Consider the following 26,299-nt stretch of genomic DNA (forward strand, 5'->3'; position numbering starts at 1 on the left):
GAAAATTTATATATTGGCGAACAGGTACATCCACTTCGTGGCAGTATGCCAGTTCTTGACTGAATCTAGCAGCTAGAACTGCTCATCACTCAATCGGCAGTGATCCTGCCAACCTTACATCAAGATTAATCGACGTTGTTGCAGCGTCTTGTAGAAACAGGTTTAGTACAGCAGCGCGAGGAGTACCAGTTCCGTCGCATCTGATTCAAACTTCTACTCCATTGCTAAGCCTGCTTGCTGGCCGGAGGGGTGAGGGACGCAACGGCAGCAATGATGTCATCCTCGTCACGTTCTTCGGTGCGCCTTTCTTGCCCATCCGCAACCCCATCCACACGGAGTCATCATAGTGCTTTGCTCCACCAGCCAAATGTCCGGATCATCCTCAACGATGAGTCCAGCGACCGCATACTCGGTGCGATCAATTCTATGATGGTGGACTTGATGACCACTGGGAGACCTGAGGGACGCACAACATGTGCTTGAGCGCTATCCGCTTCTCCAGCCAGTCGTAATCAGCAGCTTAGAACCACAAGCGGATATCAGCACTGACTCACGCCGCGCAGAGCGGCATCGGCCAGAGCAAGTAATTTAGGTAGCAGGCTTTGCACGTCGGGCTTTCATTTGCTGAAACTTTGGCCGCATGTAGTACAGCGTCTCAAGTATCGCTTGCAGAAAATCTAAAGCCTCGCTTGCATCTTGACGACCTATGTGCTCCTCGGAGGCATGAGCGCCATAGTTTCGAATTACGCGAAGCTCATTAGCCCAGTCATGTATTTCTTGACTAATGGCACCATTCTGGTACATCGCTTGAAGCCCAGCAAACATGGTTTTCTGTTTAGGATCATAGTCTTTAGTGACGGCTTCAAGCGCTCTTCCGACCATAACTACGCAGGCGATCCATGCCTTTGAGCTTTCGCACCTAACAGCCTCTTCGTACGACGCACGGACTACTTTAGGAAGCAAAAATCCTATATGTCTATCATGCGCAGGGTATAAGCGGTAGTATGCGTCGCTCTCAAATCCGTCGCCAACGTCTTCTCTTACAAATACAGCCGGGTTATTGCAGGTCTCACACTTAGCGAATGTAAACTCCTCTGGAGGGGCTTCGTCTGGAAGAAGATGAACTTGTATTGGAGTGAAATTGGTGTGCTCTTCACAATTGGCACAAATATAGATCATGCGTTCCCCTTGTAATTTAACCATTATTTTGCGGCGGCGTGAGAAGTAGACGCGGTGCCTCCCTTCGTTTTCCCAATGCCGCTTTGCGGCGACTGGGACGCTATCATTGAGCCCCACAGTCCACAAGTTCTCCTCCGGCCGATGGGAGCCCTCGCCGGAAAGTCAGCTTTGGGTTTTATCCTGCTAATACCCTCTTCCCCTCGGCACAACCACCTCCCAGCGCTCACATTTATTCAGATCCCTGTATTGCTCCTCACCGTCCTCAGCAAACCGCACCATGACAGCCGCCACCTCACATCGATCAAAGGCAATCTGTGGCCGGAACGACTTGGCGGTTCGTCCCACCAGGTTCCCCTGGCGATCAAGCAGTTGATAGCGACCGGCCTCTTCTTTCAGAGTCAGCGGATCGCCCTCTCGAAGGCTCCTTATGATTTCGTGTATCCGAGCATTTGGTAACTGACGGCCAGCAAACCCAATGTCGATGTCTTTCAGAGTGAGCTGCTGAAAGCGCACCTCCAGATCGAGAAGATGCCTACCCAAGAACTCACGCCGCGGTACATCTCTCGCCAAGCAGCAACTGAAGGGATTGCCATCGGCGAACTCGCACAACGTCAGGGTCTGCTCTGCCCGTGTCATGCCTACGTAATACAGACGTCGTTCATCAGACAGGCTGTCGGCCTGAGCGCTCCACCCGCCATCCAGCAAAACGACGTGGCGGAATTCCAGCCCCTTGGCCGAATGTACAGTGCCAAGATAGAGGCCTTCCCTGGGTTGCTGGCGCAATTCACGTGCATAGTCATAGAGCCAGTCAACCAGTGCGCCGCTGCTTAGCTGACACTCACCCAACTCACCTTGCAGTTGCTCAAAAGCGGTCCGGAAAAACTCCTGCCACTCAACGCCCAGCAGGACATTTGCGGAGGACAGTCGCTGCCAAGCGTCCGCAGCACAGAGCTGATCCTCAATGGGCCGCAAGTAATCAATTGCGGCTACAAAACTACGCTGCCGGGTGATGGGTAACGCACTCTCCTTGTCAGCCGCCAGGAAGTAAGGAATGCCGTTCTGCTCACACCAGGCCTGAACCGGCCATAGATAACGGTGCGTACGCGCCAGAACAGCACAGCCATTCCAGTCACCCCGATCCAGTCCCAGCAAACGGCTCAGCTCCCCCATCGCCGCCTGAGCTTGCAAGTTGCCGTGTTCTCGATCGATCGCCTCGACACTGATGCACAGCACTCGCCCTTGCCGCTCGGAATCCAACGATTCCCAAATTCCTCCCGAAGGGAGCTCCTGACGTATCCGGTCGATTCGGATCGGATGGGCTGTTTTCAACCGTGCCGGGTTCTGGTCAATGACCTGGTTTGCGGTCTCGATGATGTACCGGGAGGAACGGTAGTTATCGACGAGGAAACTGGTTGCCGCGTCGTACTCTTCCCGGAATCGCTCGATGTAGCGGTTATTAGTATCGCGCCACGCGTAGATGTTCTGATCATCGTCGCCCACCGCCAGGATGCACAGACGACCATCCTCTGCCGCATGCCGCCCAGCCAGGGCACTCACCAGCCGATACTGCAAGTCGTCGATATCCTGATACTCGTCGACCAGGATGTAGCGATAGCCCCGCAACAACTGCTCGCGTAGGTCGTCCTCACCTTCCACTTGCCGTTTTCCCTCCAGCAACCCGACGGCATCTTCCAGCCCCCGCTTCAGGGATTTCTCATCGACTACGTCACCGCGCTCGAAGCGGGTCCCAGTCAAACGCATGGCCATGCTGTGGTAGGTCATAACGCTGACCCCATAGGCATCAGCTCCCACCAAAGCCAACAGGCGCTTACGAATTTCGTTGGCTGCATGTCGGTTAAAGGTGAGTACCACGATGCTGGACGCCGGCACCCGACGCACCCGCAGCAAATAGGCAATACGATGCACGATCACTCGGGTTTTGCCGGAGCCAGGCCCCGCCAGGACCAAGCGGTTGAGGTCATCATCATCGGCGACAATCAGCTTCTGAGTGGCGCTCAACGTTTCGATGATCGACTTCCACGACTCCTCACTGGTCGCCAGCTTGAGGACATCTTCCCGACCAGAGAAATACCGCTTGATGAAGGCCGACTTGGGGTCATTGAAGTAATGCAGTATCAGGCGCAATGCTTCCGCCATTTCCTTCAGCGCCACTTCCGCATACTCGCGCATCACGTGGACCTGAATACGCTTTTCGCGGTAGTGCTCGTCGAGCCGAAGGTAATCCTCTTTCAGAAAGTTGTTGCGCTTATCCGGATCGACCTCAATGGTCATGGCCCGGCGCATCACCGTCATCCCGTGATTGAGGGTTAGGATGTCCTGTTTGTGCAAATAGAGCAGCACGTGTTCGATGGCTCTGTGGCGCTGTGTGGGAGGGATCCTGGAGGACAATTCGAGGTCCCCCTCTATCACCCCGACCAATTGACCAAAAGTGGTTTCAACCAGTAGATCCTTGCCTCGCAACCCAGCAGGCAGCTTACCGACCAGGAAGTCCAGAAGCTTGGCGGCCAATACCCGCCGCCTTTCACCAAGCCCCTCAATCTGGCTCCAGGTGTAGTCACCCTTGATTCGCAGTTTGAGGTAGTCGCGATTGAGCTGTCGCAATTCGAAGCTGCTGCGCTGTTGGCTATCAGCGTCGCGGTCCTGAGCGAGGCTGCGCAACAACCGCAGCACATGCAGTGGAAGCAGTTCCTCCTGCCCAGTAGCCTCCTTGAGCGCGGCGGTAAGCGGCGGCAGATTCAGGTCTTGCCAGCCACCCTGCTCAGCATCTGGCGCCTGTTCCCGCAAGCAATGGAATAGGGCCTCTTCCAACTGCAAGGTGCTCTGCAGCCGTTGGCTGGAGGCCCCCGCTATGCCATGACGCAAGTAGAGCGTGAGCTGCGAGTCGTTGACCAACAGGCCCATCTCTTCCATCTGTTTCAGAATGCCGGCAACCTCTTCCGAGGTTAGGCTGGTCAAGGCCATCAGCCGGTCGGTGTTCACACGCTCATCGACATCTGCCTCGAACAGGTAACGCAGGATGGCCCGAAACTCCTCCAGTCGGCGAGCCGGCAGCTTCGCCGCCAGCAGCTTCTTTTCAGCCTCATCCTCACCGACATTCAAACGTGCCGGGAATATCTGGGTATGGTTCTCCTCGCGCTTGAGGTAATCACCACGCTCCAGCCAGGCCACGGCGGTAACGACCTTGGTTTCGGCATCCCGATCATCTGCTGAAAAGCTGGTTTCCACTTGGTCATCCAGCAGGATCTCGCCGGCAGTAATCACCAGCTTGCCTTCTTTGCGCCGCCCGCTTTCAGTTCGCAGCTTGCGCAGTATCTGCTGAATGTCCCGGATACTGAGCTTCGAGCGTTCGCTCATGCCGAATTGCGTTTCGATGTCCTGGGGGTCGTAAAGCAGCACGCAGCACGCATCACTCTGATCGCGCCCCGCTCTTCCCGCCTCCTGCAGATAGTTCTCCAATGAACCGGGAATATCAGCATGTACCACAAGCCGGATATCAGCCTTGTCCACCCCCATGCCGAAAGCGTTGGTAGCAACGATGATCCGCAGCCGCCCAGCCTTGAAGTCGTCCTGGATGTCCGTTTTGGCATTCGGCTCAAGGCCCGCATGGAAGTGCTTGCAAGGCCATCCCTGGCCGATCAGGAAATCGGCCAGCTCCTCTGCTCCCTTGCGGCTGGAAACGAAGACAACCGCTCCGCCCTCCTGAGCCCCCAGGTGGTCACTCAGCAACTGATTTGTGCGGAGCCACTTTTCTGCCTTAGCGCAGGGCAGCACCTCGAAACTCAGATTGGTTCGTTCATGACTACCTGGGAAAACCTGGAATTCGATACCTAGGCTGCTCTTGAAGTGGCTCTGAATATCGGCCAGCACATCTGGCTTGGCCGTAGCCGTGAAACAACCAATAGGAGCCAGGGGCCCTTCCCCCGTGTGCTCGCGGATAAAGCGGGATACGTATAGATAATCCGGCCGGAAATCACTACCCCACTTCGACAGGCAATGTGCTTCGTCGAAAATCCAAGCGCCAATCTGACGCTGTCGGATAGCCCGCCGAAAAGCCTTATTGCGGAACTGCTCGGGCGAAACCAGCAGGATGCCGACATCGCCCATCTGGACTTTCTCCAGCACATCCGCCCGCTCTGGCATGGTCAGCAAGCCATTGAGCGTAGCCGCACACTGGACATTGCGCTCCAGCAATCCGTCGACCTGATCCTTCATCAGCGACTGCAGAGGCGAAACGATGATGGTGAGACTGCCATTGCGGTGAAAGCGGTTGAGTGCCGGCAATTGGTAGCACAGCGACTTTCCGCCTCCAGTCGCCAGAATCGCCAATACATGTTGGCCACGCATACCCGCTAGGACGATGTCGTGCTGCAGACTCTTGCCAGGCTCCTCGTAACGAAAGTCAGGAAAACCGAAGTATCGCCTCAGCTCATGCTGTGGATCATGGGTCGTCCGGCAGTACTGGCAATCGCTCCGATCACAAGGCGTATCACGAAGCTCCGTTATTAGCCGACTGACCTCCGGGAATTGATAACGCACCCAGGGTGCCAGTACCGAGTTACCACCCGAAACACGCAGCCAGGCCAAGACATAGGCCAACGGCCAGTGCAGCTCATTGCGTTGCAAATCCTCGTTGATGAGGTGCTCCAAACGAGCCCGGCAGACCTTCAGATCGCGTTGCAATGAAGGATCTGACTCACACAGCAACTGAGGAATCAGATCCTTCAGCGCCGATATCGGCAATGGGGACTGCCCACTCAGTGACGCAAAGAAAGACCCCAAATCACTCTTCAGGCTAGGTGCCAGGAGCGACTGATAGCACAGAAGCTCGTCCTGATTGATCTCACTCAAATAGGTAAACGCTTGGCGCTGGTCCTGGAACAACACCAGAGTGGAACGGCAATCAGCCAGGGGCGAATTTAGGCTGTCACGGATGAGCTTGTAATCCTTGACCAGCCGGTGATACGGGTTCTGTGGAAACGCCAGGGGCGAGAGGCGCAACGTGTCGATCACCGGCAACGCATGCAGAGCCAGCTGCGGCGCATGTCCACGCAATATTGGCAAATCATGCTCGATGACATTGTGCCCAAGGACAAAGCTCGCGCCCTCGGACAGAGCATCCAACTGCTGCAAAGCGGATGGCAGGTCCCTGGATACGGTTAGCTCGAGCTCTTGCTTTAGATCAGGTCGAAGCGCACCCAACATTTTGACGCGAGCCAGCTCGCCATCTTTTGGCGGCACCACCTCAAGATCGAATATCAGTCCCTTGGGCTGAGTAGCAGACGACATCCCTGGGCAATCCTTGCATCAAGACTTGAAATCATTTTGATGGCAAATAATCAATCGGCAAGGCGATGAAGTCCATCTTTAAGCACTAGTTGGGCTGAATTTCCGCCTACATCCTCAGGTGGAACAGGTTCTGATTCAAAAAACTTTCAGCCCTATATCACTGCAATGAACCCACCCACCATGGAGCTCAAACCATGTCATTGCAGTGTCCTTGCTGTTACTCCAAACGAATCGCCTCGCTCCGCCCCGCTATGAAGGTTGGCGCCGCTGTCGGCACGGTCGGTGGTGCTGCCAGCGGCATCAGCGGCGCCTTGGCGGGCAGCCGGATTGGCTCGATTGTCGGTGCTGTTGCGGGACCTGTGGGTCTCACCCTTGGCGCACTCTCTGGTGCAGTCATGGGAGGCCTTGCTGGCGGCATCAGTGGTTGTGCCATTGGTGCCCAATTAGGCGAGCGGTTGGACCGCCACGTACTTGCCAACAACCTCTGCATCGACTGCGGGCATCGCTTCAACCTACCCGTCTAACCTTCACCTAACTCACCCCGCTTCTCCCTCAGGCCAGTGCTGCGCGCCGCGTAGCACTTATGCCGACCTGTACCCAAAGGAATCGCAATCATGGCTCATCTCATCGAACAAATGGCCTATGTTGGTCAAACGCCCTGGCACGGCCTGGGTAATCAGCTCACTCAGAAACAGCCCATCGAAGTCTGGCAACGCGAAGCCGGGATGGACTGGGCGATTCTCGAAAGCCCCGTCCATTTCAAATCCGATTCCGTCGGTCATCTAGGCGCTATCCACTCCTTCCCGGAACAGAAGGTGCTCTTCCGTTCCGACACCAAAGCGCCACTGTCGGTGGTCTCCAAGCGCTACCACACCGTGCAGCCGCGTGAGGTGCTGGAGTTCTACCGCGATCTGACCGAGATCTCCGGCTACGAGTTGGAGACCGCTGGCGTACTCAAGGGCGGACGCAAGTTCTGGGCACTGGCGCGCACCGGGCAGGACGCGACGCTGAAAGGCAACGACCAGGTTAATGGCTACCTGCTGCTGGCCACCTCCTGCGACGGCACCCTGGCCACCACAGCCACCCCGACCACGGTGCGCGTGGTCTGCAACAACACCCTGACCATCGCTTTGGACGGCACCAGCCGCGCAATCAAAGTGCCGCACAACACCCGCTTCGATCCCAAGGCGGTGAAGAGGCAACTCGGTATCGCCGTCTCGCAATGGGACGACTTCATGTACCGCATGCGCGGCTTGGCCGAACGCAAGGTGCAGTGGCATGAGGCGCTGGGCTTCTTCATGAACGTGCTATGCGAGATCAGTCCGAGCAATCAACTGCCGGAGCAATTGCCCAACGAGCGCGCGCTGCGCAAGGTTCAGGAACTGTACGAAGGCCGTGGCCGAGGTAGTCAGCTGGACTCGGCACGCGGCACTGCCTGGGGCCTGCTCAATGCTGTAACCGAGTACGTCGATCACGAACGTCGTGCGCGTAGCACCGAGTACCGCATGGACTCGGCCTGGTTCGGCCAGGGGGCGCAGATCAAGCAACGCGCCCTGGATGCAGCCCTGCGTCTCGCCGCTTAACCCTTCTCGTCAATCGCCACGCTCTGTCAGCCTCGCGCTGACCGAGCGCTTTTATGTCCGCAAGGTGAACAGCATGAAAGCAACGTCATTGAATGGCAGCAACAAAGCCCGTCCTGCCCTGCGTCTGATCAGCACCAAGGCACTACCGCGCGAGGACTGGCTGCAGATTCGCAAACAGGGCATCGGCAGTTCGGATGCCGCGGCGGCAGTAGGCCTCAATCCCTACAAGTCACCGCTAGAGCTGTGGCTGGAGAAAACCGGCCGTGACACCAACTTTCCAAAGATCAATCCGAAGGATGAAGACAGCCCCGCCTACTGGGGCAACGTGCTGGAGCCCATCGTGGCCTGGCACTACAGCAAGCGCACGGGCTACAAAGTGCGACGCATCAACGCCGTGCTGCAGCATCCGAATCCCGACCTACCCTGGATGCTGGCAAACATCGACCGTGAGGTGACTGGCGCCGACGACGTCCAGATCCTCGAATGCAAGACCGCCGGTATCAACGGTGCCCGCCTCTGGCAGAACGGTGTGCCCGAGTACGTGCAATTGCAGGTGATGCATCAACTCGCCGTGACTGGTAAGCAGGCTGCGGATGTGGCGGTGCTGCTCGGTGGCCAGACGTTAGAGATCCACCATATCGCGCGGGACGAGCAGATGATTGCCCGCCTGATCGAGTTGGAGCGCAAGTTCTGGGCCTACGTGGAAACCGACACCCCGCCGCCCGCCGATGGTTCCGCGTCGGCGGAGGCGGCGTTGCGCTGCCTCTATCCCGAGGACAACGGCCAGTCCGTCGACTTCAGTAGCCATGCCGGGCTGGCGGCAGCCTACCTGGAGCTCAAGGCCGTGCGCCAGGCGATTGGCGAGAAGGAGAAGCGCGAGGCGCAGCTCAAGCAGTTGCTGCAGCAAGCGATGGGCGAAGCCACACGGGCGGAATTCGCCAGCGGTTCTATCAGTTGGAAGAAAGCCAAAGACAGCAGCGTTCTCGACGTGGAGCGCCTCCTAAAAGACAAGCCCCACCTGCAAGTGCGCTACGCCAAACTCAAGGAAGGCAGCCGGCGCTTCCTGATCAACTGATCCCCTCTTCCATCATTTCCCCCTTGGCCATCCGGGCAACCACTGTCGCCCGGATGGCCTCTTTTTATTTCCAGGAGAACCATCATGCTGAAAGGTCTGGCTATTACCCCGCCGGTGCTCGGGCGGATTTCCATCGGCAAGGTCATCGAGAAGAACGGCAAGCGTCTGCCGGAAAAGGATGACCAGTTCACCCTCACCTCCCAGGTGCAAGGCCGGGACGGCTGGCTGCTGCACCCGCTCAACGACGAACTGCGCCAAGGCAAGGAAGAAAAGCTGCGCAGCATTCCGGTACGGCTGCTGTTCAACGAACCGGAGCTGAATTTCCGCGCCGACTACACCCTGTTCGACCGGCAGTCCGGACGACCCGTTTGTGTGGGCAATGGCGAGACCTGCAAACGGGTCACCCAGGACGGCATGCAGTCGCTGCCCTGCCCTTCGCCGGATGCCTGCTCGCTGACCAAGGGCGGTGCCTGCAAACCCTACGGTCGGCTGAACGTCGCGATCGGCGACGAGGATCCGCTCGGCAGCTTCGTGTTCCGAACAACTGGTTTCAACAGCATCCGCACCCTGGCCGCCCGTCTGCAGTACTTCCAGGCCATCTCGGGCAACCGTCTGGCCTGTCTGCCGCTGGAGCTGCGGTTGCGCGGAAAATCCACCCGGCAAAGCCATGGCACGCCGATCTTCTATGTCGACCTAACCCTGCGTCGCGAGATGAGCGTGGAGGAGGCCCTGCTCGCGGCGAAACAGCTGGACGACACCCGCCAATCAGCAGGCTTCGATCAGACAGCGCTAGACAACGCAGCACGGTGCGGGCTTGGCAACGGCGCATTCGAGGACAGCGAGGAGGATGGCGGCGCCGTGATCGAAGAGTTCTTTCCGGCGGCAGGCGATCATCCCACTCAGCCAAGTGCTGCAGTTCGGCCTCACCATCTCACCCTGTCCGAAAAGCTGGAGCACCAGGCAAAGCAACACGGTCAGCCAAACCACCTCACCGAAACAGCACATTCAGTTGCTTCCGCGATAACAACCACTACTCCGGAGGAGGCGTCGTGAGCCTCTTGCGCTTCTTGGGACTGCTGTTCGCCTTCGTCGGGGTGCTCGCCAGTTGCACAGTCGTCATTGCGCTGCTGGTGCTCCTACTGAGGTTCTGGCCGGTGCTGTTCGTGTGCCTCTTGGCCCTCGCATTGTTCGGTTGGCTGATGGAGCACTGCGGCATCCGGATCAACACCCGCGACTAATACTGCATCAGCAGGCGACCCGCGGTCGCCTGTTCCGCTTCGAGGGTTGCTCAACCACAGGTAATTGGATGGTCGAGTAAATGCAGTTCTATGCCGAACGCTTGCCGGAGGAAAAACTACTTCAAAGAAACTCTCTAGGAAATGCTACAGCCCTGCCTCCAATAGCAAATCCGACGGCTTGCATTGGAGTGCTTTAGCAATTCGCGCGATGTTCAGGAAGGTCACATTGCGCTCCCCCCGCTCGATCTTGCCCATGTGAGATCGATCAATCTCGGCAGCATCTGCCAAGGCCTCTTGCGAGAACCCCAACTGCGCGCGACGAGCACGCACTGCAGCTCCCAGGCGAACCAGGATTTGGTCTTGATCTTGGCTGGCAGAGACTCTTGGCATGCCGCCAATCGTTTCGATATGCTGCCAAAACGACCACGGTATTTACGACCCATTCGCATGCTAACTCACCTTTTCAATCGTGAGCCCCCCCGAACACCCCCCGTTCCTGAAAGGAAGCACAATGAAGAAGATCCAATACGAAGACCTGAACACCGAGGTTCTGGCGACGCTCATCCGCAACAAGGAATCTTTCGAAGTCGTCGGGCTCAGCGGACGACTCAGTAGCGCAGTGACCACCGTCGAAAACCGGATCGAGGCCCAGGGGCTCAAATGCCGCATTTACACCTTCGGTCGCATTGCGGCTGCAGGCGGTAGCTTCTTTGGCGGTATCACGGGGGTGATCGGTCTCGCATCGGCCGCCGGCATTGCTGCCCATAACCTAGCCACCTTCAACCCGGACTATGAAATCGCCAAGTACCCGATCGATAACCGGATCGTTATCAAATACAAGAAATAGGAATGATTGAATGAAAATCCGATATGCATTGGGTGCAGCGGCCATGATGCTCACTACACATGCGCTCGCCGAAACCACCTACCTACCCTGCCAGCTTTATGGCAACGCGCGGCATAACTGCACACCAGAAACTCCAACTACCGGCGGTAGTCTCCTCACCGATCAGATGGAGCAGGCCACTTACACCGACGACCAGGGTGTAAAGCGTGTCGCGACTGTCCGCAAATACCTCGGAGCCATGTGCAAGGACAATATCTGCAGTGTGCGAGGCGCCCAGTTCAATGGGGAGTTCGTGGGCCACGCTCCAGCGGGCTTCTACATCATCCCACGCGGCTGGTATTTGAGCCCGGCCAGCGACGGCAGCACAGTCGCCTATCCAATGGGGACTGGTCCGCTCTACAACGGTGGCGCCGCCGAGGTTGCCTCCAATGGCCTAACTGGCGAGGCCTGCTATGAAAAGAAGATGGCCGATTTCCGACAGGAAAATGGTGACGAGGCCATGATCATTCATGACCAGATCATCGAGTGGGAAAAGGCGTGTGGACTTCCTACTAGCGAATAGTCCTCAACCCACTAAACAAAAACCCTTCATCTTCCTACCGAAGATGAAGGGTTTCGAGTTCAAGACCTATCTCGCCTTGCTATCAACTACATACGGGAATGGTCGAGTTCTCTCGTCCCTAGCTCAATTTCTCGGCGAATTGCCATCATTCGATCGAGTCGTTGTACATCCGGAAGATAGGAGGCGCCAAAAAGCGGATCGCTCCAGACCAGCTCCCCGGTGCTAGGACGGCGCATGATGTTACTAATGCTCACATCTGCATCAGCACCGAAATGAGCAGCCTTGGCCAAGGTTTGCAGCAGCGGAGCAAACTCAGAGAACCGCTCGGCCATCGAATGGCAACGCTCAATGAGCACAGGCAGATCTGGCTCCATGACCAACGTTTCGCCTTCGCTCAGTTCTTCCAGAAGGGCAATCAGGCGCTGGATGGTTGTCTCTTGGTGATCGAGCTCATCCAACCACTCCACTTCGGCCAGCCAATAGAACTCTTCCCCAGAATTGAGACTGTCCTCGTCGGAGGGGGCCACGGCGCCGAAATCCTGGAGGATGCGCATCACCTGCGGATTCCCTTGCACTGCCTCCCTAGCGAGAAAATTGTGGCCGCACCCATCTCGGGTCAGTCGATACAGGTGACCGTCCTTCTGGAACAGCATGGCGGAGGAGCCCTGAGCGAACAGTTCAGTTGAACGCAGTGGTTCCTGCTGCTTAAGCCACTCGAAGTAGGGTCCCCCGAAAATCTCGGCTATGTTCTTTTCGAACCGCATTGCATCCTCTCAAAACCACGTTTCACTCAAGGTTTCCACGCAGGCCACTACCAGTTGAGCAGCTTCATCTTCTAAATCCGACGGGTAGCCGGACCATGCCACGGCGCCTAATCGTTAGGGGAATAGGGGGCATTTCAACTGCCATTTCTTTTTTGACGCGAGTCCTAATCCTAGCCGCGGGTAGGGTTACTACCTTTTCACCTCGATCAACTCAGTTGCCAAGGCAATCGCACGCACGCGCTCCAAAGCCAGCGAAGTCGAAAGCTTGCCGGCATTCACCAAATCCACCATTCGCTTCGCGGCGTCTTGCTCCAATACACCAGCAGCCAAGGTTAGGGCTATCAGTTGACCCAGCTCGACTTTCTCATCCAGCGGCGCACGCGCGGTCTCCAGATCCATGAGGCGTTGCGTCTGACGCTCAATGAAAGCCTTGCGCAGCCGATCCTGCTCACTCCCCGAACGAATTAACTTTGCGATGCCATAGCCAGCCGCACCCATCACGGCAGCCGAGCCGATCATCCAGCCCACAGGTGTCGCGGTGACGAAGACGCCACCCAGCACTCCAGCCAGGCTCGTTGAACCGAGCAAGGTGGTCACTCCTGCTGCACTGGCGATGGTGCCCGCAGCCGCCACCCCCGCCGCTGTGCCTCCGGCTGCAGCAAGATGCTCGCCCGCCAGCCCGAGCTTGTCCCGTCCACGCATCTTTTCGATAGCCTGCTTGATCGCAAGCTCTTCCGATGCTTCGGTCTGCAGTTCAACTACTGACGCCACAGGCATCCTCGTATGTTTCTGCACCTCTTCCCGCACCTCGACCTTCACCGTGCCCGACTCTTTCAGACGCTTCTGGATAGCCAGACGCGCTTTCTTGACACGGTCGACGTACGAGTCCTTTGTCATGCTTAAGGTCTCAGCCCGCGAGGAAGTAGTCTTGGATGGATAAGAATATTTCCTGGATCAACTCGAAGAACTTCTTGGCCAAATGCCCCACTGCAGCATAAGCGTCGGAAGGGTCACCACCCGCATCCTTTGTGGCGCCAACCGCTGCCCCATACAGAATTGAAAGCGCGGTGACGAGCGGCGCCAGCATCGCCCCGAGGAAAGGGATACCCGCAATCAGAGTACCCACTGCAGCACCGAGCGCGATACCGATGGTGAGATTGGGATTAGCCTTCAAGAACTCGAAAATCTTCATCACGACAATCTTGCCGATGGCCACAACCTCTCCGGCGATCGTCCTGGTCATTCCCCACACGCTTTCGAGTCGGGTCATTATCTCAGGCGGAATTCCACGGTTAAGCCCCATCACCAGCACATCGTCCAATTGTTCTCGGCTGACTGCTGCATTCAGCAGTGTCAGCTCAAACATGCCCCGCTCCTTGGTCAGTTCCGTCATCGTCAGTTCCTATTTTTTTGTGTATGAGACCAGTCAAAGCCCCATGGATTGAATCATCTCGCTTTCGCTGACCGCTTCAGGCGTTACCACAGCATCCTTGAGCAGCAACTTGCCCCTCAACAGACGATCAAGGTGTACATCAAAGGAATCGAATTGCGGGTGCGTCACCGCCGGCAGATGAATGTGCACATCCTTCTTCTGGCCGATCCGGTAAACGCGATCTGAGGCCTGCGCTTCCTTGGCAGGGTTCCAGTGGCGCTCTAGGTGGACGACATGATTGGCACCGACAACTGTCAGACCTACCCCAGCAGCCACGGGCGACATGATCAGTAGATTGAAGCCCGACTTGGCCTCGAAAGCGGTGATGAGCTTCTTGCGCGTCAGCTCGTCAGACTTCTTCGCCACCGCAGCGGTATCGCCGTTGATGATCGCCACATCCAGGCCATAGATCTGATCCAGCCAAAGCTTGAGCATGCGCTGCAGTCGCTTGGTGACCATGAACAGGATGACTTTTTCATCCTTCTGGCGAATGCGGTCGAGCAGTTCGAGCAGTACCGCCAGCTTGCCGGACTGCGCCATCACCGACCGCGCCTCGCTGGCCGAGTTGGTCATTAGTTGCGCTTCTTCCCGCAGACGCGGGTGCAGCGATACTTCGCGCAACTGGGAAAGCGCCGCCAGTGCGCTGCCCCGCATGTCTTCGGTAGCGCGGCGGGCGCGGAAATCGTCGAGCACTGCGTCGTAGGTTTGCAGCTGAATACCCTTCATGCACACCGCCAGATGAGCCGCGTGCAGCTGCTGGCCGTCTTGCGGTTGTGCCACCCCGCTATGAATGGTCTTGCTCGGCAGCCCCTTAAGTTGATCCTCCTTGACCCGCCGCAGCATGAAACTGCCCACAGCCTCACGCAGACCTGCGCCGACCTGGCGCCGCACCTCGTCGCGCTCCTCGTCTGGGGCACTGAGGATCGGCTTGATCCAGCTGTCGCGGAACTGGCTCCAGCCTCCTAGAACCCCGGGCTGGGCGGTATCCATCAGGCACCAGAAATCGCCGAGGCTGTTCTCCACCGGGGTGCCGGTGGCGAGCAGCTTGAAGTCGGCCTTCAGGCCCTTTGCCGCACGCGTCTGTGCAGCGTTGGGGTTTTTGATGTTCTGCGCCTCGTCGAAGATCACCAGGCCCCAGTCGATTCGGCACAACGAGAACTGGTAATCCCGCAGCGTCTGATAGGTCGTCAGTACCAGCCGACGATCCATATCGAGGCGATGCGCCCCGGACTCGGGGCCGATGGTCAGGGCATAGCGAATCGCGTCATCGGCCATCTGCCCTTCTTCATCCATCAGCAAAGCCAGCTGTGCGGATTCCCGTTCCGCGCCTTTGACGCGGAAACGGTTGAGATCCCGCCCCGATTGCAGCACCACAATGTCGCGGAACGGAATGCCTTTGAAGGTCTGGCCGACCTCGTCTTCCCAGTTTTCCAGCAGGCTCAACGGAGCCACAATCAATACCGGTTTCTGCGCCCGGTCAGCTGCTTTCTGCTGGGTCAGGTACTCGCCCACCGTCACCAGCGACATATACGTCTTGCCCAAGCCCATATCGTCGGCCAGCAGCCCGCCTTGCAGGCGATAGAGGTCATCGTGATTGTCCTGCACGGCCGAGGCCAGCAGTCCCAGCATCCAGCTGATGCCCTCACGTTGATGCGGGAAGGGTTGACGCGCATAGGCCTGCCAGTCTGGCTCCGTGGTAGGTCTGGCGTCCGCAGCCTTGCGCAGCAACACACTTTTGATCTCATCCACATCGCGCAGCAGCACGCTGACCCGCTCTTTCGGCTCGACTATCGATTTGGGTTCAACAGGCTCCTCAGGGGCCGGCGCAGAAAAGGACTCCTTGACCTTCGCCAGCTGCTCTTCGACCCGCGCGGGGTTGGATATGTCGACGGGCTGATCACCAAAGATCAGGCTCTCCGCCCCCTGCTCCTTCGCTGCGGTGTAGGCCTTGGTAAAGCTCTCCAGATCCTCCGGGGACTGCACCAGCTTGGAAATGATTTCCACCGGAGCCGGTCGCGAGTCCAGGGCAAACCAGTCCTGTTTCTTGCCATCCAGCTCACCGAACTCGATGTGCTGGAGCTTGCCGATCCCGGCAACACGAATAGAGAAGCCCAGATCCAGGTCGACCAGGGCAGCATCCAAAAACGCACTCGGCGTGGCGATAAACTCGGCAACCTTGTCCGCCGGAATGCGCTTGTTGCCTAGCACCTCCTTGATCGCCGCCATCCTCTTCGGCTCAAGCAGCACCACGCGATTGTCTATACGCAGCACGCCGCCTTCCGCGCTCATATCCAGTTGCGACCAACGCTTCTCGAGCTGATCCGGCGTCGAGCCGTCGCCCAGGCTGGGACTCAGCATCAGGCTGCCATCGGGCAACCGCGTGGCGATAACGCCGATGTTTTCCGGCACCACCACATCCAGTCGGTCGAAGTGGCTAAGGTCGATACGCATACCACTGCGCGCAGCAGTCTGCAGCTCCGCCATCAGCCGTAGGTTGGCGGGCTCGCCACGCTGCTCAGGACGTAGATTCTGATGGTGCTCCCAGGCCATGAGTCCCATCAGCTCGGCCGGCGTCAGGCGATAGGCTTCAGACGAGGTCAGATACAGCAGCGGCCCCTTACGGGTAAACGGTACCTCTCCTGAGTCGGACAGAACCGCCAGTTGCACGCGGAAACTGCTGTGACCCGTGCGCCCGCTGATCTGGCTGACGAAATCCATGGCGAAGTGACGCGGCAGACGGAGGATTTCCGCCTGCTCCTCGTCCATGCCCGCCACATCTTCCGCGGAAATGTGGAAACCATTAGCCAGCGACTCGGCGATCCCTTGCTCTTCCAGCATGCGCAGGACGACCAACTGGATCTTCTGCAAGGCATTGCCCTGTCCCTCGGCAAGCGCCACATAGGCCCTCTTGTCCAGATAGAAGTTCAACCCGTCGGAGTCGGCGCCATAAGCGAAGCCCTGCTGGGTGCTGAGCACCGCACGCCCCTCACCCAGCAGGCTTTTGAAAATGTCGGCTAGTCCCATGCTTGTCTCACTTATCTGTCGTCATGCGATCGAGCGCGGCAGAAATATCCGCGTTTACCGTCCAGCCAAAACCATCGCCCTGTTGGCACAGGGCCTTAAGCGGACCATAGAGCACGCGGTTGATCTCTCGGGAATCGACCTCCAGCACATTCGCGGCATGTCGCACCTTGTCTCCGGAATTGCGGGCGAAATAACGCAGCACCTGCAGCTCGAAGGCCCCCAAGCGAAGCAGATCAGCCGTTATGGTGTCCCTCGGAGGCTCGGATCGAACAACGGGAGATGCCATGCCCAATAAGTGCATCCCCTGCGCAGATAGTGACCAGCGGTACACATTGTCCTGAAAGACGTAGTCCGCGAGCACTCCTTGAAGACATTCTCGAATCACGTACATGGGGACGCCCTGGCTGGACAGCGCGCGTGCGATGTCACCCAAGATGCTCTGAGGGCATGCATGTAGGTAATTCAGAATCGCCGACTGCACATCTGTCAGCCCATTTTCGATGGGCTCAACCTTAGGGGCTTGGCGATTGCCCTGGGTGCGCTGCTCGCTCTTTGCTGTTGAAACGATGGGCACAGCGCGGGCAGCACGTGCCTCCGCAGTCGAAAAGGCCTGAGCGGAACGCGGCTCAGGTTTCGGAGTCAATTGTGCTGGCGACGATACACGCTCCCTTTTCCGCCCAACGACCGGCATCCCGTACTTGCTCAAATACGACTTGTACTCCTGCCGGCTCAGCAACTGCTCGATATCCACGCCAATACCGTTGTCCGCCAGGAACTCGAAGACCTTGCGCTGCCAGGTGCCGTTATGGGTTACCGCCTCGTAAGGGAGAGAGGGATGCGCCTCCTTGTACTGCCGGGGCATCCCAACAGTGAGGTCGGCGTGTGTGAAGTTGTTCCGCTCGTAAGACTTCACCGATGGCCCCGGCTGAGCCAGATAGACCCAGATCTTGAAACTGTGCGAGCCCTCGACCAAGTGAAAGTCACCGCAGTCCAGATAGATCACAGCTTTGTCGTTCATCGGGCCATCCATCTTGGCGAACTGGGTTTTCACCTCCCCGCCAAGAATTCTGCGCACTGACTGTTGCGCGATGCCGCCGAGCATCAACCGTGTATGGCGGATCAGCCCCAGCTTGAACAAGCCCTCGAGGAACAGCTTGCGCGACGGGAACATGCGCTTGAGGTCGTCCTTGCCAGACTCCACGCCATATTGCTCGACCGCCTGCAGGAACAGGCGCAGGTCTTCTTTGGACAGCCAGCCGCGCACCTTGCCGATGCGTTCCTCGCCCAGTGGCTTCCACCATTCGCGGAAGTTCTGCGCTGAGCTGGCAATGCGCGGATCGCCGGCCAGACTGAGGATAAAGTTTTGCCAGGCATCGCCAGGGTCGTCCCCCGCTCGGTCGATCATGATCTCCAGTGCGGCATGGCCGATACGCTTATCGCCCTCATAGGGAGCCTTGCTCACCGAGGGTTTGAGCAGTTCGTCGAGCACGTCATCCCATTCCCCGGGACGCAATTGACGTAGCACTTCGAGATAGAAGTGAGCGCGACATACATCGCCGTAGCGTCCGACATCGAATCCACTCAGCCCCAGGGTTTCGAAGGTCTGCGCGAGTTCACCTCCCTGCTCGCGCACGGTCTTCGCCAAGGTCAGGGGACCATCCACCGTCAGCAGCCACTCCCCCTCCCGTTTGAGCGTCGCGAGCGGGTCGGTAACGAATGTCTGGCGTCGCTCCGGCAGACGCTGCAGCTGATCCAGCAGGTGCAGTTCCAGCCGTCCGCGCAAGCTGCTTTCGGCCAATTTGTCGCGCTCGTCCAGGCGATCAAAATGGCGAAAATACAGTTGGATCATCTGGATCATCGTCAGTCGGCTAAGGCGCGGCTGCTGGTGCTCGATCAGCGCATCGAGCATTCGCGCATTGAACAGCCGGGAGCCTATAACCTCGTCATGCAGCCAAAGCCACGTCAGCGCCCTCGCGCCAAGCCGGCGCCCAAGCAACTCCTTGAGCCCGTCGAAACGCCCGCTGCTGGCCATATCGCGGAATCGCGCGAGCATGCGTTCGAATGCATCACTACCACCCACCTTGGCCTTCATGCGGTTGGCCTTTTCCACCAGTCGCACCCAACCCTCGATGACCGCAGGCGACCATTCACCAGGGCGGTTATCGATCGGCGGCAGATTCATTGGCTGGAATTCCCAAGCAAGGTCTTCACCGCCTCATAGTCAGCGCTTTGTGGCCGGCGGATAGTGAATCGGATGTCGATGCGACGATTCAGCCGATAGTCCTCTTCACCGTCCTGCTGTTTGCTCACAGGGCGAGTCTCGGCATAACCACTGACCGAGAACAGCGGTTCGCCATCCTGGTTACTCAGCCTGTTCAGGCGCTCTGCCTCGGGCATCTCATTGCTCCAGAACTGCCAGAGCGAAATTGCGCGAAAGGTCGAAAGACCCCAGTTGCCCTTGCCCATGAAGCCTGGATACGGGCGATTGTCGGTATGACCTTCGATGAAGATGGTGTCCAGGTAATTGACCCGGTCATCCTGGCTGATCACTTGATTGATCACCTCCCCAATTTCCAACGCGGTCTGCTGGTAGCGGGGCTGAAGCTCGAAGGCACCAGTATCGAAGCCGAGCAACTCGTTAGGAATGCGCAACACGGTATGGTTCTCGCTGACCTCTACCTTGATGCCGCGCTGCTGCAGCTTTTTGACGGCCTCGTCGAGAATGGTTCGACGCACCTCCTCGGCCTTCTGCAACTGGGAAACCTTCTCGTCGAACTGCGCGCTCTTCTCCATCAACTGAAGAATCAGCACTACCGAAGCGAGGATGAAGAGCACCAGAAGCGCCGACATGATGTCCACGAAGGACTTCCAGTACGGATCCTCATCCTCCATCGGAGTGTCATGGGATTTACGCCAGCGCATCAGCGGGCCTCCAGTTCATCGACCACATTGCTGATCGCCTGCACCGCTGCATGCATCTGGTTGGCGAAGCTCATGGTCTCTTTGTTCCACTGGTCCATGCGCTCATGCACCTGATCTCGCACCTCGCTGGAGTAGGTACGCAGCCACTGTTCGGCTTGCTGTTCGACGCCTTGCACTTGGTTACGCAGAGCCTCGCCCAGGGCGGTGAACTCGCTACGCACGCCAGTAAGGAACTCCTGCTGGTGGCTCCTCATCTCGCCAAATCCGTTGCGCGCCTCGCTGGCGGCCTGCTCAAAGCGCTGTGCACTTTCCAGCAGAGCACCCTGAAGCTGCGCCAAAGCAGTGGCTTGGCTCTGCAATTGGCCAGCCAGCTTAGCGTTCTGCTCACCTGTGGATTCGATGCGCTGAGTCACGCTCTCCAGACGCTCGCCAAGCAACTCGGCCGCCTGGCGAACATTGGTCGAGAGCAGGCCAAGCTGGTTGGCGCTGCTGTCCATATGCCGGCTGCTGACGGCAGCTGCGTCGCTGGCCTGCTGCAGGCGGCCCATCAGTTGCTGATGCTGCTCAGCCATCTGCCGGCTCTGCTGCTGGGTGGTTTGCACGGCCGCGGCTATGCCTTCTAAGAGCGCCTGCTGCTGCGCAGCCATGTTTTCCAGCTGCTCGTTGAAGCGTTGCTGGCGCGATAGCTCACGCTGCTCCGCTTGCTGACCATGGCCCGCCATCTGTTCATTGAAGCTTCCCAGCAACTTGCCGACCGAGTCTTCTAGTGCCCGCTGCTGGGCGGCAGCGGCTTCGGCAATGGCGCCGATCTGCTGCTGACTGGTCTGCCCGAGGCTGCCGATCAACTGCTGTTGCTGGGCCAGTGCGGCAGCCTGCTGCTGCTCGTGACGTTGAGCACGCTCGTGCTCCCGCGTTTCTGCCGCCCCCATCTGCGAATCCAGCTGGGAGTTCAACGTCATCATCAATCGGGCGAACACTTTCTCCAGATTGCCGTGTCGTTCATTGCCGGCCTCCGCCATGGCCTGCAACTGCTCACGGCTGGCGCTGGCGAACTTCTCCAGCAGCGCGGACTGGCTCGCACCGGCCTCGGCGAGCGTGCGCTCGAACAGCGCCTGGCGTTCCTCATCCCGCCTTTGCGCAGAGCCGAGTTGATTGTCCAGTTGGCCCGTCAGTCCACTCATTAGCTCGCCAAAGCGCGCCTCCAGCTGCTGCTGACGCTGATCTGCCGAAACGGAAAGTCGCTCCATCTGGGCCTGAAACTCGCCGCTCTGCTGGCGGGCAGCCTCCTGTTGACGCCCCTGTTGATCACTCAGGGTATGGAACAGCTGATTGAGCCGCTCCGTCATGCCGCCCACGGCGGCGTTCACATCCGCAGCGGCCTGCTGCATCAGATTGCCCTGCTCGCGCCCTGCCGAGGTGAGGCCTTGTGTGAAGTTGCTCACCAGCTGTTCCAGCACCTGGGTGGATTGCTGGCTAGTGGTGTGGACAAGCGTCTGAATGGCAGGTGCCATGATGTTGTTCAAAGCATCGGTGAGTGCTGTCTGCATCGCCTCGTTCATACCCGCCAGACTTTCCTGCAGGCGCTCACCGATACGCTCGTGCAGCTCTTGCAGGGCCTCCTTGGACTCGCGGCTGTAATCGGCGATATGTACCAGCGACTGTTCGGCAGGGATGAGTGGATACAGCGTGTCGATTCGGTGCTGCAGATCCTGAATCCGCCCCAGTGCCCAGCGCTCAGTGATCTTCTCAACAAGGTTCAGCACAAGGCTGAATCCCACCCCCCATACCGATGCCATGAAGGCAACCGCCGCCCCCTGAATCATCACGGAAATACCGTTCCGCAACTGATCGACCCCTGCGGTACTCGCCAACTTCAGATCGGACAGGCCGATGGTTAGGCCTACGAATGTTGCCAGCACGCCCAGCCCAACCAGCAAGCCAGGCAGAGAACCGAAAAAGCGACTTCCGCTCAGGCCCGGTGCCAGCGTCCGCGCGTTGAAGAAATGTTCGGCATCCAGGGTATTGAACAACTTCTTGTGATCACTGCTGCTCACCAAGCTGTCGTCGAACTCGTGCCAGAGCGCACCTATGCGTTTGTCCTTAAGTCCAAGTGCTTTCTGCAGCGTTTCCCGACGATTCAGTGCCAAATTTTCACGGCCCTGCCCAGCGATCAGGCTGTTCAGCGCACGCATGCGCGCCTTGAAGCTCCGCCCGCTGCCTATCAACGAGATGACCGAGTAGGTGAAAAGGGCTGCCATGATCAGCCAGAACACGACACCCAGGGCTTCAGTACTGCCGCTCTTTAGCAAGGAAAAGTTGGGCAACAGGTGATTCAGAAATTCCATGATGTGGGTCCGGATGGGATCAGCGTAAAAGGTTCAAGCCACGGCCTGCTCGACGAGCGCGCAGGCCAGCTGTTCATTGAGTTGGCGGGCCTGTGTTAGGCGGGATTTCAGTTGGTCGCAGAGGGCCATAAGTTGATCGACCTTGGCGACGATGCGGTGTTGCTCTTTCACAGGAGGAACTAAAATAAAGAACAAGTACTGTTGAGTGATTGGGACAAAGTCTCGAGTCGTCTGATTCTTTACCTTATCTACTTGTCGAGTAAAAAATACGCTCTGGAAAAAGTACATCAAATATCGATTAAATATCACTTCGCCATTCGGGCGATAATAAGTTGTTTGCGGACTCAGCACGCATGACCGACTATTAATCGCAGTACGCCCAACGCTGCCCTTATGGGTATAAATCACATCCCCCGGCTCAGAAAACCCCACCCTCAATCTTTGAAGCGGCTCCCCAGATATTTTATTTGCCCCCTCATAATCGATATTAAAGCCATTTACTTGGGCGGCAGTGATAAACGGCAAACCATCCTCTGTCCAGTCTCCTTTGACGGGATGGTTTGCACCATGATTTCCATCTTTTACGTCGATTACTGCGTTAGCTCTCAACAATTGAGCCGTTGACAATTTTGCCCAGCTCTCCAGTACTGGAAATGTATCAACCCATTGATCCATAGCGACATCCTCGGGGATGCCTCGTCTGATCTTTGATGTTCTGACCAGACCTTTTTCAAGCCAAACTTTTGCCGGCTCGTCGCTGACATCTTGCGGCACCAGTTTGCCCATCACCGCCAGTTGCAGCAGGGTTTGCTTGAGGGCATCGATGCTGGGTTCGGTGGTGAACAGGGTGTGGAAGTGTTCGGCCAGGCGCTGCCAGCTGGCGGAGAAGTCGGCGGCATCGCTGGCCTGGGTCAGGCTGTCGAGCAGCGCCTGCACCAGTTGGGCGTGGGCGCTTTCGGCACCAACTTGACGGGCTTCCAGCCGGTCGCATAGAGCCATCAGCTCATCGACTTTGGCGACGATGCGGTGTTGTTCGGCGAGGGGCGGAAGAGGAATTAACCCGCTGAAAAACTTACCGTCATTGATGGCTGGGTATGCAATACCCATCTGCACAGACTCAACGTAACGGACAAAAACCGGACTCCTTAGATACCAGAGAAAATATCTTGAGGGCATTCCCACGTAGGGGTGAATGATCGCAAACGCTGTACTGGCAATTGGCTCTTGCGCATACACCTCATCGATCACTGCAACGTTCAGCAGATAAGGTCGAATAGTTGAATAAATTACCGTTCCGGGTCTAACGACTTTCCGTGCTCGCGATGGCGCGTCGTCAGCCGTGACTACTTGGGGAGCACTGATCACCCCAAGGGCATTATCAACAGAGCCAACGTCGATATAAGTGAATTCCTGATCTGGAGTTTTCTGCCCCCAGTCATGGCCAACAGCTGCTACGCGAACCCACGCCCAGTTAGCAGGCACGTCAAACACCTTCTCTTCTGGGGCAATTTCTGCCAGTTGCTTCTGCTTCTTGATTTTCCCCTCGGCCACCAACCGCGCTTTTTCGTCGGCAATCCGTTTAAGCAACTCGCTAGCCGGCTCATCGCCGGAGTCCTGCGACACCAACTTGCCGCGCACCGCCAGCTCCAGAATCAGCTCACGTAGTTTTTTGATGCCATTGGGTGCACCGGCCAAGAGCGGCAGATTGTCGGTCAGCAACACGGTCATGCCTGGCGCTCCAGGGCTTCGGTCAACACGGCCTTGAGCTGGTCGCGCAGCTCGCCGATTTCGCCTTGCAGCGTGGCGTAGTTGCGCAGCAACTCATCTGGGTCGTGGCTGATCTGCTCACCGATATGCGGGTTCTTGCAGTCCAGGTTCCAGTTGCGCGCCTGCAATTCCTCGACGCTGACCTTCCAAGCAGATTCATTTTCCAGTCGTGTGGCAAAGCCATCGGCCTCACTGCCCCACCAGGCTTCCTCCACTGCAAACTCCTCAATGCGCATGGGCTTGGTCTTGGAGTAGCTCTTGTAGCCAGCCGGGTACTGATGTTCGTAGAACCACACCTCTTTGGTCGGTGTGCCCTTGGTGAAGAACAGCAGGTTGGTCTTGATGCCGGTGTAGGGGTTGAACACGCCGTTGGGCAGGCGAACGATGGTGTGTAGGTTGCACTCGGTCAGTAGCTTTTCCTTGATGCGGCTCTTGATGCCTTCGCCGAACAGGAAGCCGTCGGGCAGCACCACGGCGGCGCGGCCACCGTCTTTCAACAGCTGCATGATCAGCACCAGGAACAGATCGGCGGTCTCTCGGGTACGGAAGTTGGTCGGGAAGTTGGTTTCGATGCCATCCTCTTCCATGCCCCCGAACGGCGGGTTGGCTACGATGCAGTCGACCCGCTCACCTCGCCCCCAACTGGTCAACGGACGGCTCAGAGTGTTGTCGTGCTTGATCTGGCTGGGTACTTCAATGCCGTGCAGGATCATGTTGGTGGTGGCCAGGAGGTGCGGTAGCGGCTTCTTCTCCACACCGAAGATGCTGGCCTGAAGGGTGCGCTCGTCCTCGGCGGTTTTGACGTAGTGCTTGCGCTTGTGCTCGATGGAGCAAGTAAGGAAGCCGCCGGTGCCACAAGCCGGGTCCATAACCTTTTCATCCAGCTTGGGGTCGACCATGCGAACCATGAACTCGGTGACCGGGCGCGGGGTGTAAAACTCGCCGGCATTGCCGGCGTTCTGCAAATCGCGCAGCAACTGCTCGTACATGTTGCCGAATTCGTGACGTTCCTGCGCCTTGTTGAAGTCCACCCCCTCCTGGATCTTGTTGATCACCTGGCGGATGAGCTGCCCGGACTTCATGTAGTTGTAGGCGTCCTCGAACACGTTACGCACCACATAGGCGGCCGGGGTGGTGCTGTATTCGTGGAGGTTTTGCAGCTGCGGGAACAGGTTGTTGTCGATGAAGCTCTTCAGCTCGTCGCCGGTTATTCCTTCCGGATCGGCCGCCCAGGTACGCCAGCGGCAGCTTTCGGGAATCGGCGAGCGATAGGCGTCGTCGAGCAGTTCCCACTCCTGCTCGCGGTCGTCGAAGATCTTGAGGAACAGCATCCACACGAGTTGGCCGATGCGCTGGGCGTCGCCGTCTACGCCGACGTCCTTGCGCATGATGTCCTGGATGGATTTGATGGTGCTGGAAAGCGACATGGTCAATCTCTAAAAAGGTGCTCACGGTGCCAGGCCAGGTAGTCGCGGTGACGCGGCTCGATCTGGCGCAGGCGTAGTTCGGGGATGATGTTCAGCGCTATGGCACTGGCGGGGTCCAGATCACAGCCAAGCAGGATGTGGCCCTCGTCATCGAAACTGATCAGGCCTTGATCAAAGGCCAGATCGAGGTTTGGGGTGAGCAGCAGGCCGTTGTACGGGTCCAGCCGCTCGCCGGCACTGGCTGCGCGCCAGGGTTTGATATGCGAAGCGCGCAACAGCTCAGGCACACTGCAGTCCGTGACTGCGCAACCGCCCCAGTAGGCCAGCAGCGCCTCACGGTAGCCACCCTGACCGATGCGGGCCTTGATCAAAGCTTCACGTTCCGTGTCAGTCAGTTCACCTTCCACGAGGGGAGACTCCGGACGTGTGCATGTACCAGCCCCAGCTTCCAGGATGAATTGGGCAGAGATTTCATAGCCGAGCAACTGCAACAGTTGCCGCAGACTGGCAACGTCAGAAACATCCAGAGCAATTCCGAGTCGGCTTTGCGTACCCGATGCCTGTGGAAAGCCCTTGAGATTGGTGTTCTTGTAGGCCGGATTTGGCACTGTCGGAGTAAGCGTCGTGATCTGACCCCAAACGGCAGACTCCTGGTAATCGGGATGAATCACCAGTGGCTGCTTGCCAACCGGCTGGTCTTCTCTGCGCTTGATGTAGACAGGTTTATCCAGCGTCGAGTGCTGATAACCACTGGCGTGTACGTTATCGACAATCAAGCGAAAACCGAGAGCTATCAGCTCTTGGGCAACTTCAAGTGAATTGAGCAT

The 26,299-nt window shown here is 57.9% G+C and carries 20 protein-coding genes; 7 read left to right on the top strand and 13 right to left on the bottom strand.

The annotated features are described in order from the left end of the window. Nucleotides 1-588: 588 nt before the first annotated feature. Together E8F06_RS15105 and E8F06_RS15110 are read right to left on the bottom strand one after the other, a co-directional pair. Complete coding sequence (locus E8F06_RS15105; protein ID WP_280368622.1) at nucleotides 589-1,179, bottom strand: DUF4145 domain-containing protein; 591 nt, start codon at nucleotides 1,177-1,179, stop codon at nucleotides 589-591. Nucleotides 1,180-1,362: 183 nt separating this feature from the next. Continuing rightward, nucleotides 1,363-6,486 carry a RecQ family ATP-dependent DNA helicase gene (locus E8F06_RS15110; protein ID WP_280368623.1) on the bottom strand — a complete coding sequence of 1,708 codons (5,124 nt, stop codon included), beginning with the start codon at nucleotides 6,484-6,486 and terminating at the stop codon, nucleotides 1,363-1,365. 194 nt (nucleotides 6,487-6,680) lie between these two features. On the opposite strand from E8F06_RS15110, the gene E8F06_RS15115 reads away from it, so the two are divergent. The 5 genes from E8F06_RS15115 to E8F06_RS15135 all read left to right on the top strand — a co-directional run bounded on the left by E8F06_RS15115 (nucleotide 6,681) and on the right by E8F06_RS15135 (nucleotide 10,382). After that, a complete protein-coding gene (locus E8F06_RS15115) occupies nucleotides 6,681-7,010 on the top strand; it encodes a hypothetical protein (RefSeq protein WP_280368626.1) in 330 nt (109 codons plus the stop codon). 90 nt (nucleotides 7,011-7,100) lie between these two features. Next, nucleotides 7,101-8,069, top strand: coding sequence for a DUF932 domain-containing protein (locus tag E8F06_RS15120; RefSeq protein ID WP_280368628.1), 969 nt, complete (start codon nucleotides 7,101-7,103; stop codon nucleotides 8,067-8,069). A gap of 73 nt (nucleotides 8,070-8,142) precedes the next feature. Continuing rightward, nucleotides 8,143-9,144, top strand: coding sequence for a lambda-exonuclease family protein (locus E8F06_RS15125; protein ID WP_280368631.1), 1,002 nt, complete (start codon nucleotides 8,143-8,145; stop codon nucleotides 9,142-9,144). A gap of 84 nt (nucleotides 9,145-9,228) precedes the next feature. After that, a complete protein-coding gene (locus tag E8F06_RS15130; RefSeq protein WP_280368634.1) occupies nucleotides 9,229-10,197 on the top strand; it encodes a hydrolase or metal-binding protein in 969 nt (322 codons plus the stop codon). Then, on the top strand, nucleotides 10,194-10,382 hold the full coding sequence (locus E8F06_RS15135) for a hypothetical protein (protein ID WP_280368636.1): 189 nt from the start codon (nucleotides 10,194-10,196) through the stop codon (nucleotides 10,380-10,382). Before E8F06_RS15130 ends, E8F06_RS15135 begins: the two co-directional genes overlap by 4 nt. A gap of 144 nt (nucleotides 10,383-10,526) precedes the next feature. Here the strand turns inward: E8F06_RS15135 and E8F06_RS15140 are convergent, their stop codons facing one another. Further along, nucleotides 10,527-10,772 (bottom strand): helix-turn-helix transcriptional regulator, encoded by a 246-nt coding sequence (locus E8F06_RS15140; RefSeq protein ID WP_280368638.1) that lies wholly within the window; start codon nucleotides 10,770-10,772, stop codon nucleotides 10,527-10,529. Nucleotides 10,773-10,893: 121 nt separating this feature from the next. On the opposite strand from E8F06_RS15140, the gene E8F06_RS15145 reads away from it, so the two are divergent. Continuing rightward, entirely contained in the window at nucleotides 10,894-11,229 is a 336-nt protein-coding gene (locus tag E8F06_RS15145; protein ID WP_280368641.1) for a hypothetical protein, read from the top strand. A gap of 10 nt (nucleotides 11,230-11,239) precedes the next feature. Beyond that, nucleotides 11,240-11,791 carry a hypothetical protein gene (locus E8F06_RS15150; RefSeq protein ID WP_280368643.1) on the top strand — a complete coding sequence of 184 codons (552 nt, stop codon included), beginning with the start codon at nucleotides 11,240-11,242 and terminating at the stop codon, nucleotides 11,789-11,791. 86 nt (nucleotides 11,792-11,877) lie between these two features. Here E8F06_RS15150 and E8F06_RS15155 read toward each other — a convergent pair whose 3' ends face one another. The 10 genes from E8F06_RS15155 to E8F06_RS15200 all read right to left on the bottom strand — a co-directional run bounded on the left by E8F06_RS15155 (nucleotide 11,878) and on the right by E8F06_RS15200 (nucleotide 26,299). Further along, nucleotides 11,878-12,555: a hypothetical protein gene (locus tag E8F06_RS15155; RefSeq protein WP_280368646.1), complete on the bottom strand. Its 678-nt coding sequence runs from the start codon at nucleotides 12,553-12,555 to the stop codon at nucleotides 11,878-11,880. 189 nt (nucleotides 12,556-12,744) lie between these two features. After that, a complete protein-coding gene (locus tag E8F06_RS15160) occupies nucleotides 12,745-13,452 on the bottom strand; it encodes a hypothetical protein (protein ID WP_280368648.1) in 708 nt (235 codons plus the stop codon). Nucleotides 13,453-13,462: 10 nt separating this feature from the next. Continuing rightward, entirely contained in the window at nucleotides 13,463-13,948 is a 486-nt protein-coding gene (locus tag E8F06_RS15165) for a hypothetical protein (RefSeq protein WP_280368650.1), read from the bottom strand. A 33-nt stretch (nucleotides 13,949-13,981) separates the two neighbouring features. Then, on the bottom strand, nucleotides 13,982-17,011 hold the full coding sequence (locus tag E8F06_RS15170) for a DEAD/DEAH box helicase (protein ID WP_280368652.1): 3,030 nt from the start codon (nucleotides 17,009-17,011) through the stop codon (nucleotides 13,982-13,984). A gap of 7 nt (nucleotides 17,012-17,018) precedes the next feature. After that, nucleotides 17,019-19,193, bottom strand: coding sequence for an EH signature domain-containing protein (locus tag E8F06_RS15175; protein WP_280368654.1), 2,175 nt, complete (start codon nucleotides 19,191-19,193; stop codon nucleotides 17,019-17,021). Then, nucleotides 19,190-19,933, bottom strand: coding sequence for an OmpA family protein (locus tag E8F06_RS15180; protein WP_280368656.1), 744 nt, complete (start codon nucleotides 19,931-19,933; stop codon nucleotides 19,190-19,192). Before E8F06_RS15180 ends, E8F06_RS15175 begins: the two co-directional genes overlap by 4 nt. Continuing rightward, nucleotides 19,933-22,281, bottom strand: coding sequence for an anti-phage ZorAB system protein ZorA (gene zorA, locus E8F06_RS15185; RefSeq protein ID WP_280368836.1), 2,349 nt, complete (start codon nucleotides 22,279-22,281; stop codon nucleotides 19,933-19,935). Before zorA ends, E8F06_RS15180 begins: the two co-directional genes overlap by 1 nt. Before the next feature lie 30 nt (nucleotides 22,282-22,311). Beyond that, entirely contained in the window at nucleotides 22,312-24,006 is a 1,695-nt protein-coding gene (locus tag E8F06_RS15190; protein WP_280368659.1) for a restriction endonuclease subunit S, read from the bottom strand. Next, complete coding sequence (locus E8F06_RS15195) at nucleotides 24,003-25,472, bottom strand: class I SAM-dependent DNA methyltransferase (protein WP_280368662.1); 1,470 nt, start codon at nucleotides 25,470-25,472, stop codon at nucleotides 24,003-24,005. The genes E8F06_RS15190 and E8F06_RS15195 overlap by 4 nt, the downstream gene beginning before the upstream one ends. Nucleotides 25,473-25,474: 2 nt before the next feature. Continuing rightward, the gene (locus E8F06_RS15200) at nucleotides 25,475-26,299 is read right to left on the bottom strand and encodes an HNH endonuclease (protein ID WP_280368664.1); all 825 of its coding nucleotides are present in this window, start codon (nucleotides 26,297-26,299) and stop codon (nucleotides 25,475-25,477) included.

Source organism: Pseudomonas sp. BN411, from assembly GCF_029871235.1.
Taxonomy (GTDB): Bacteria; Pseudomonadota; Gammaproteobacteria; order Pseudomonadales; family Pseudomonadaceae; genus Metapseudomonas.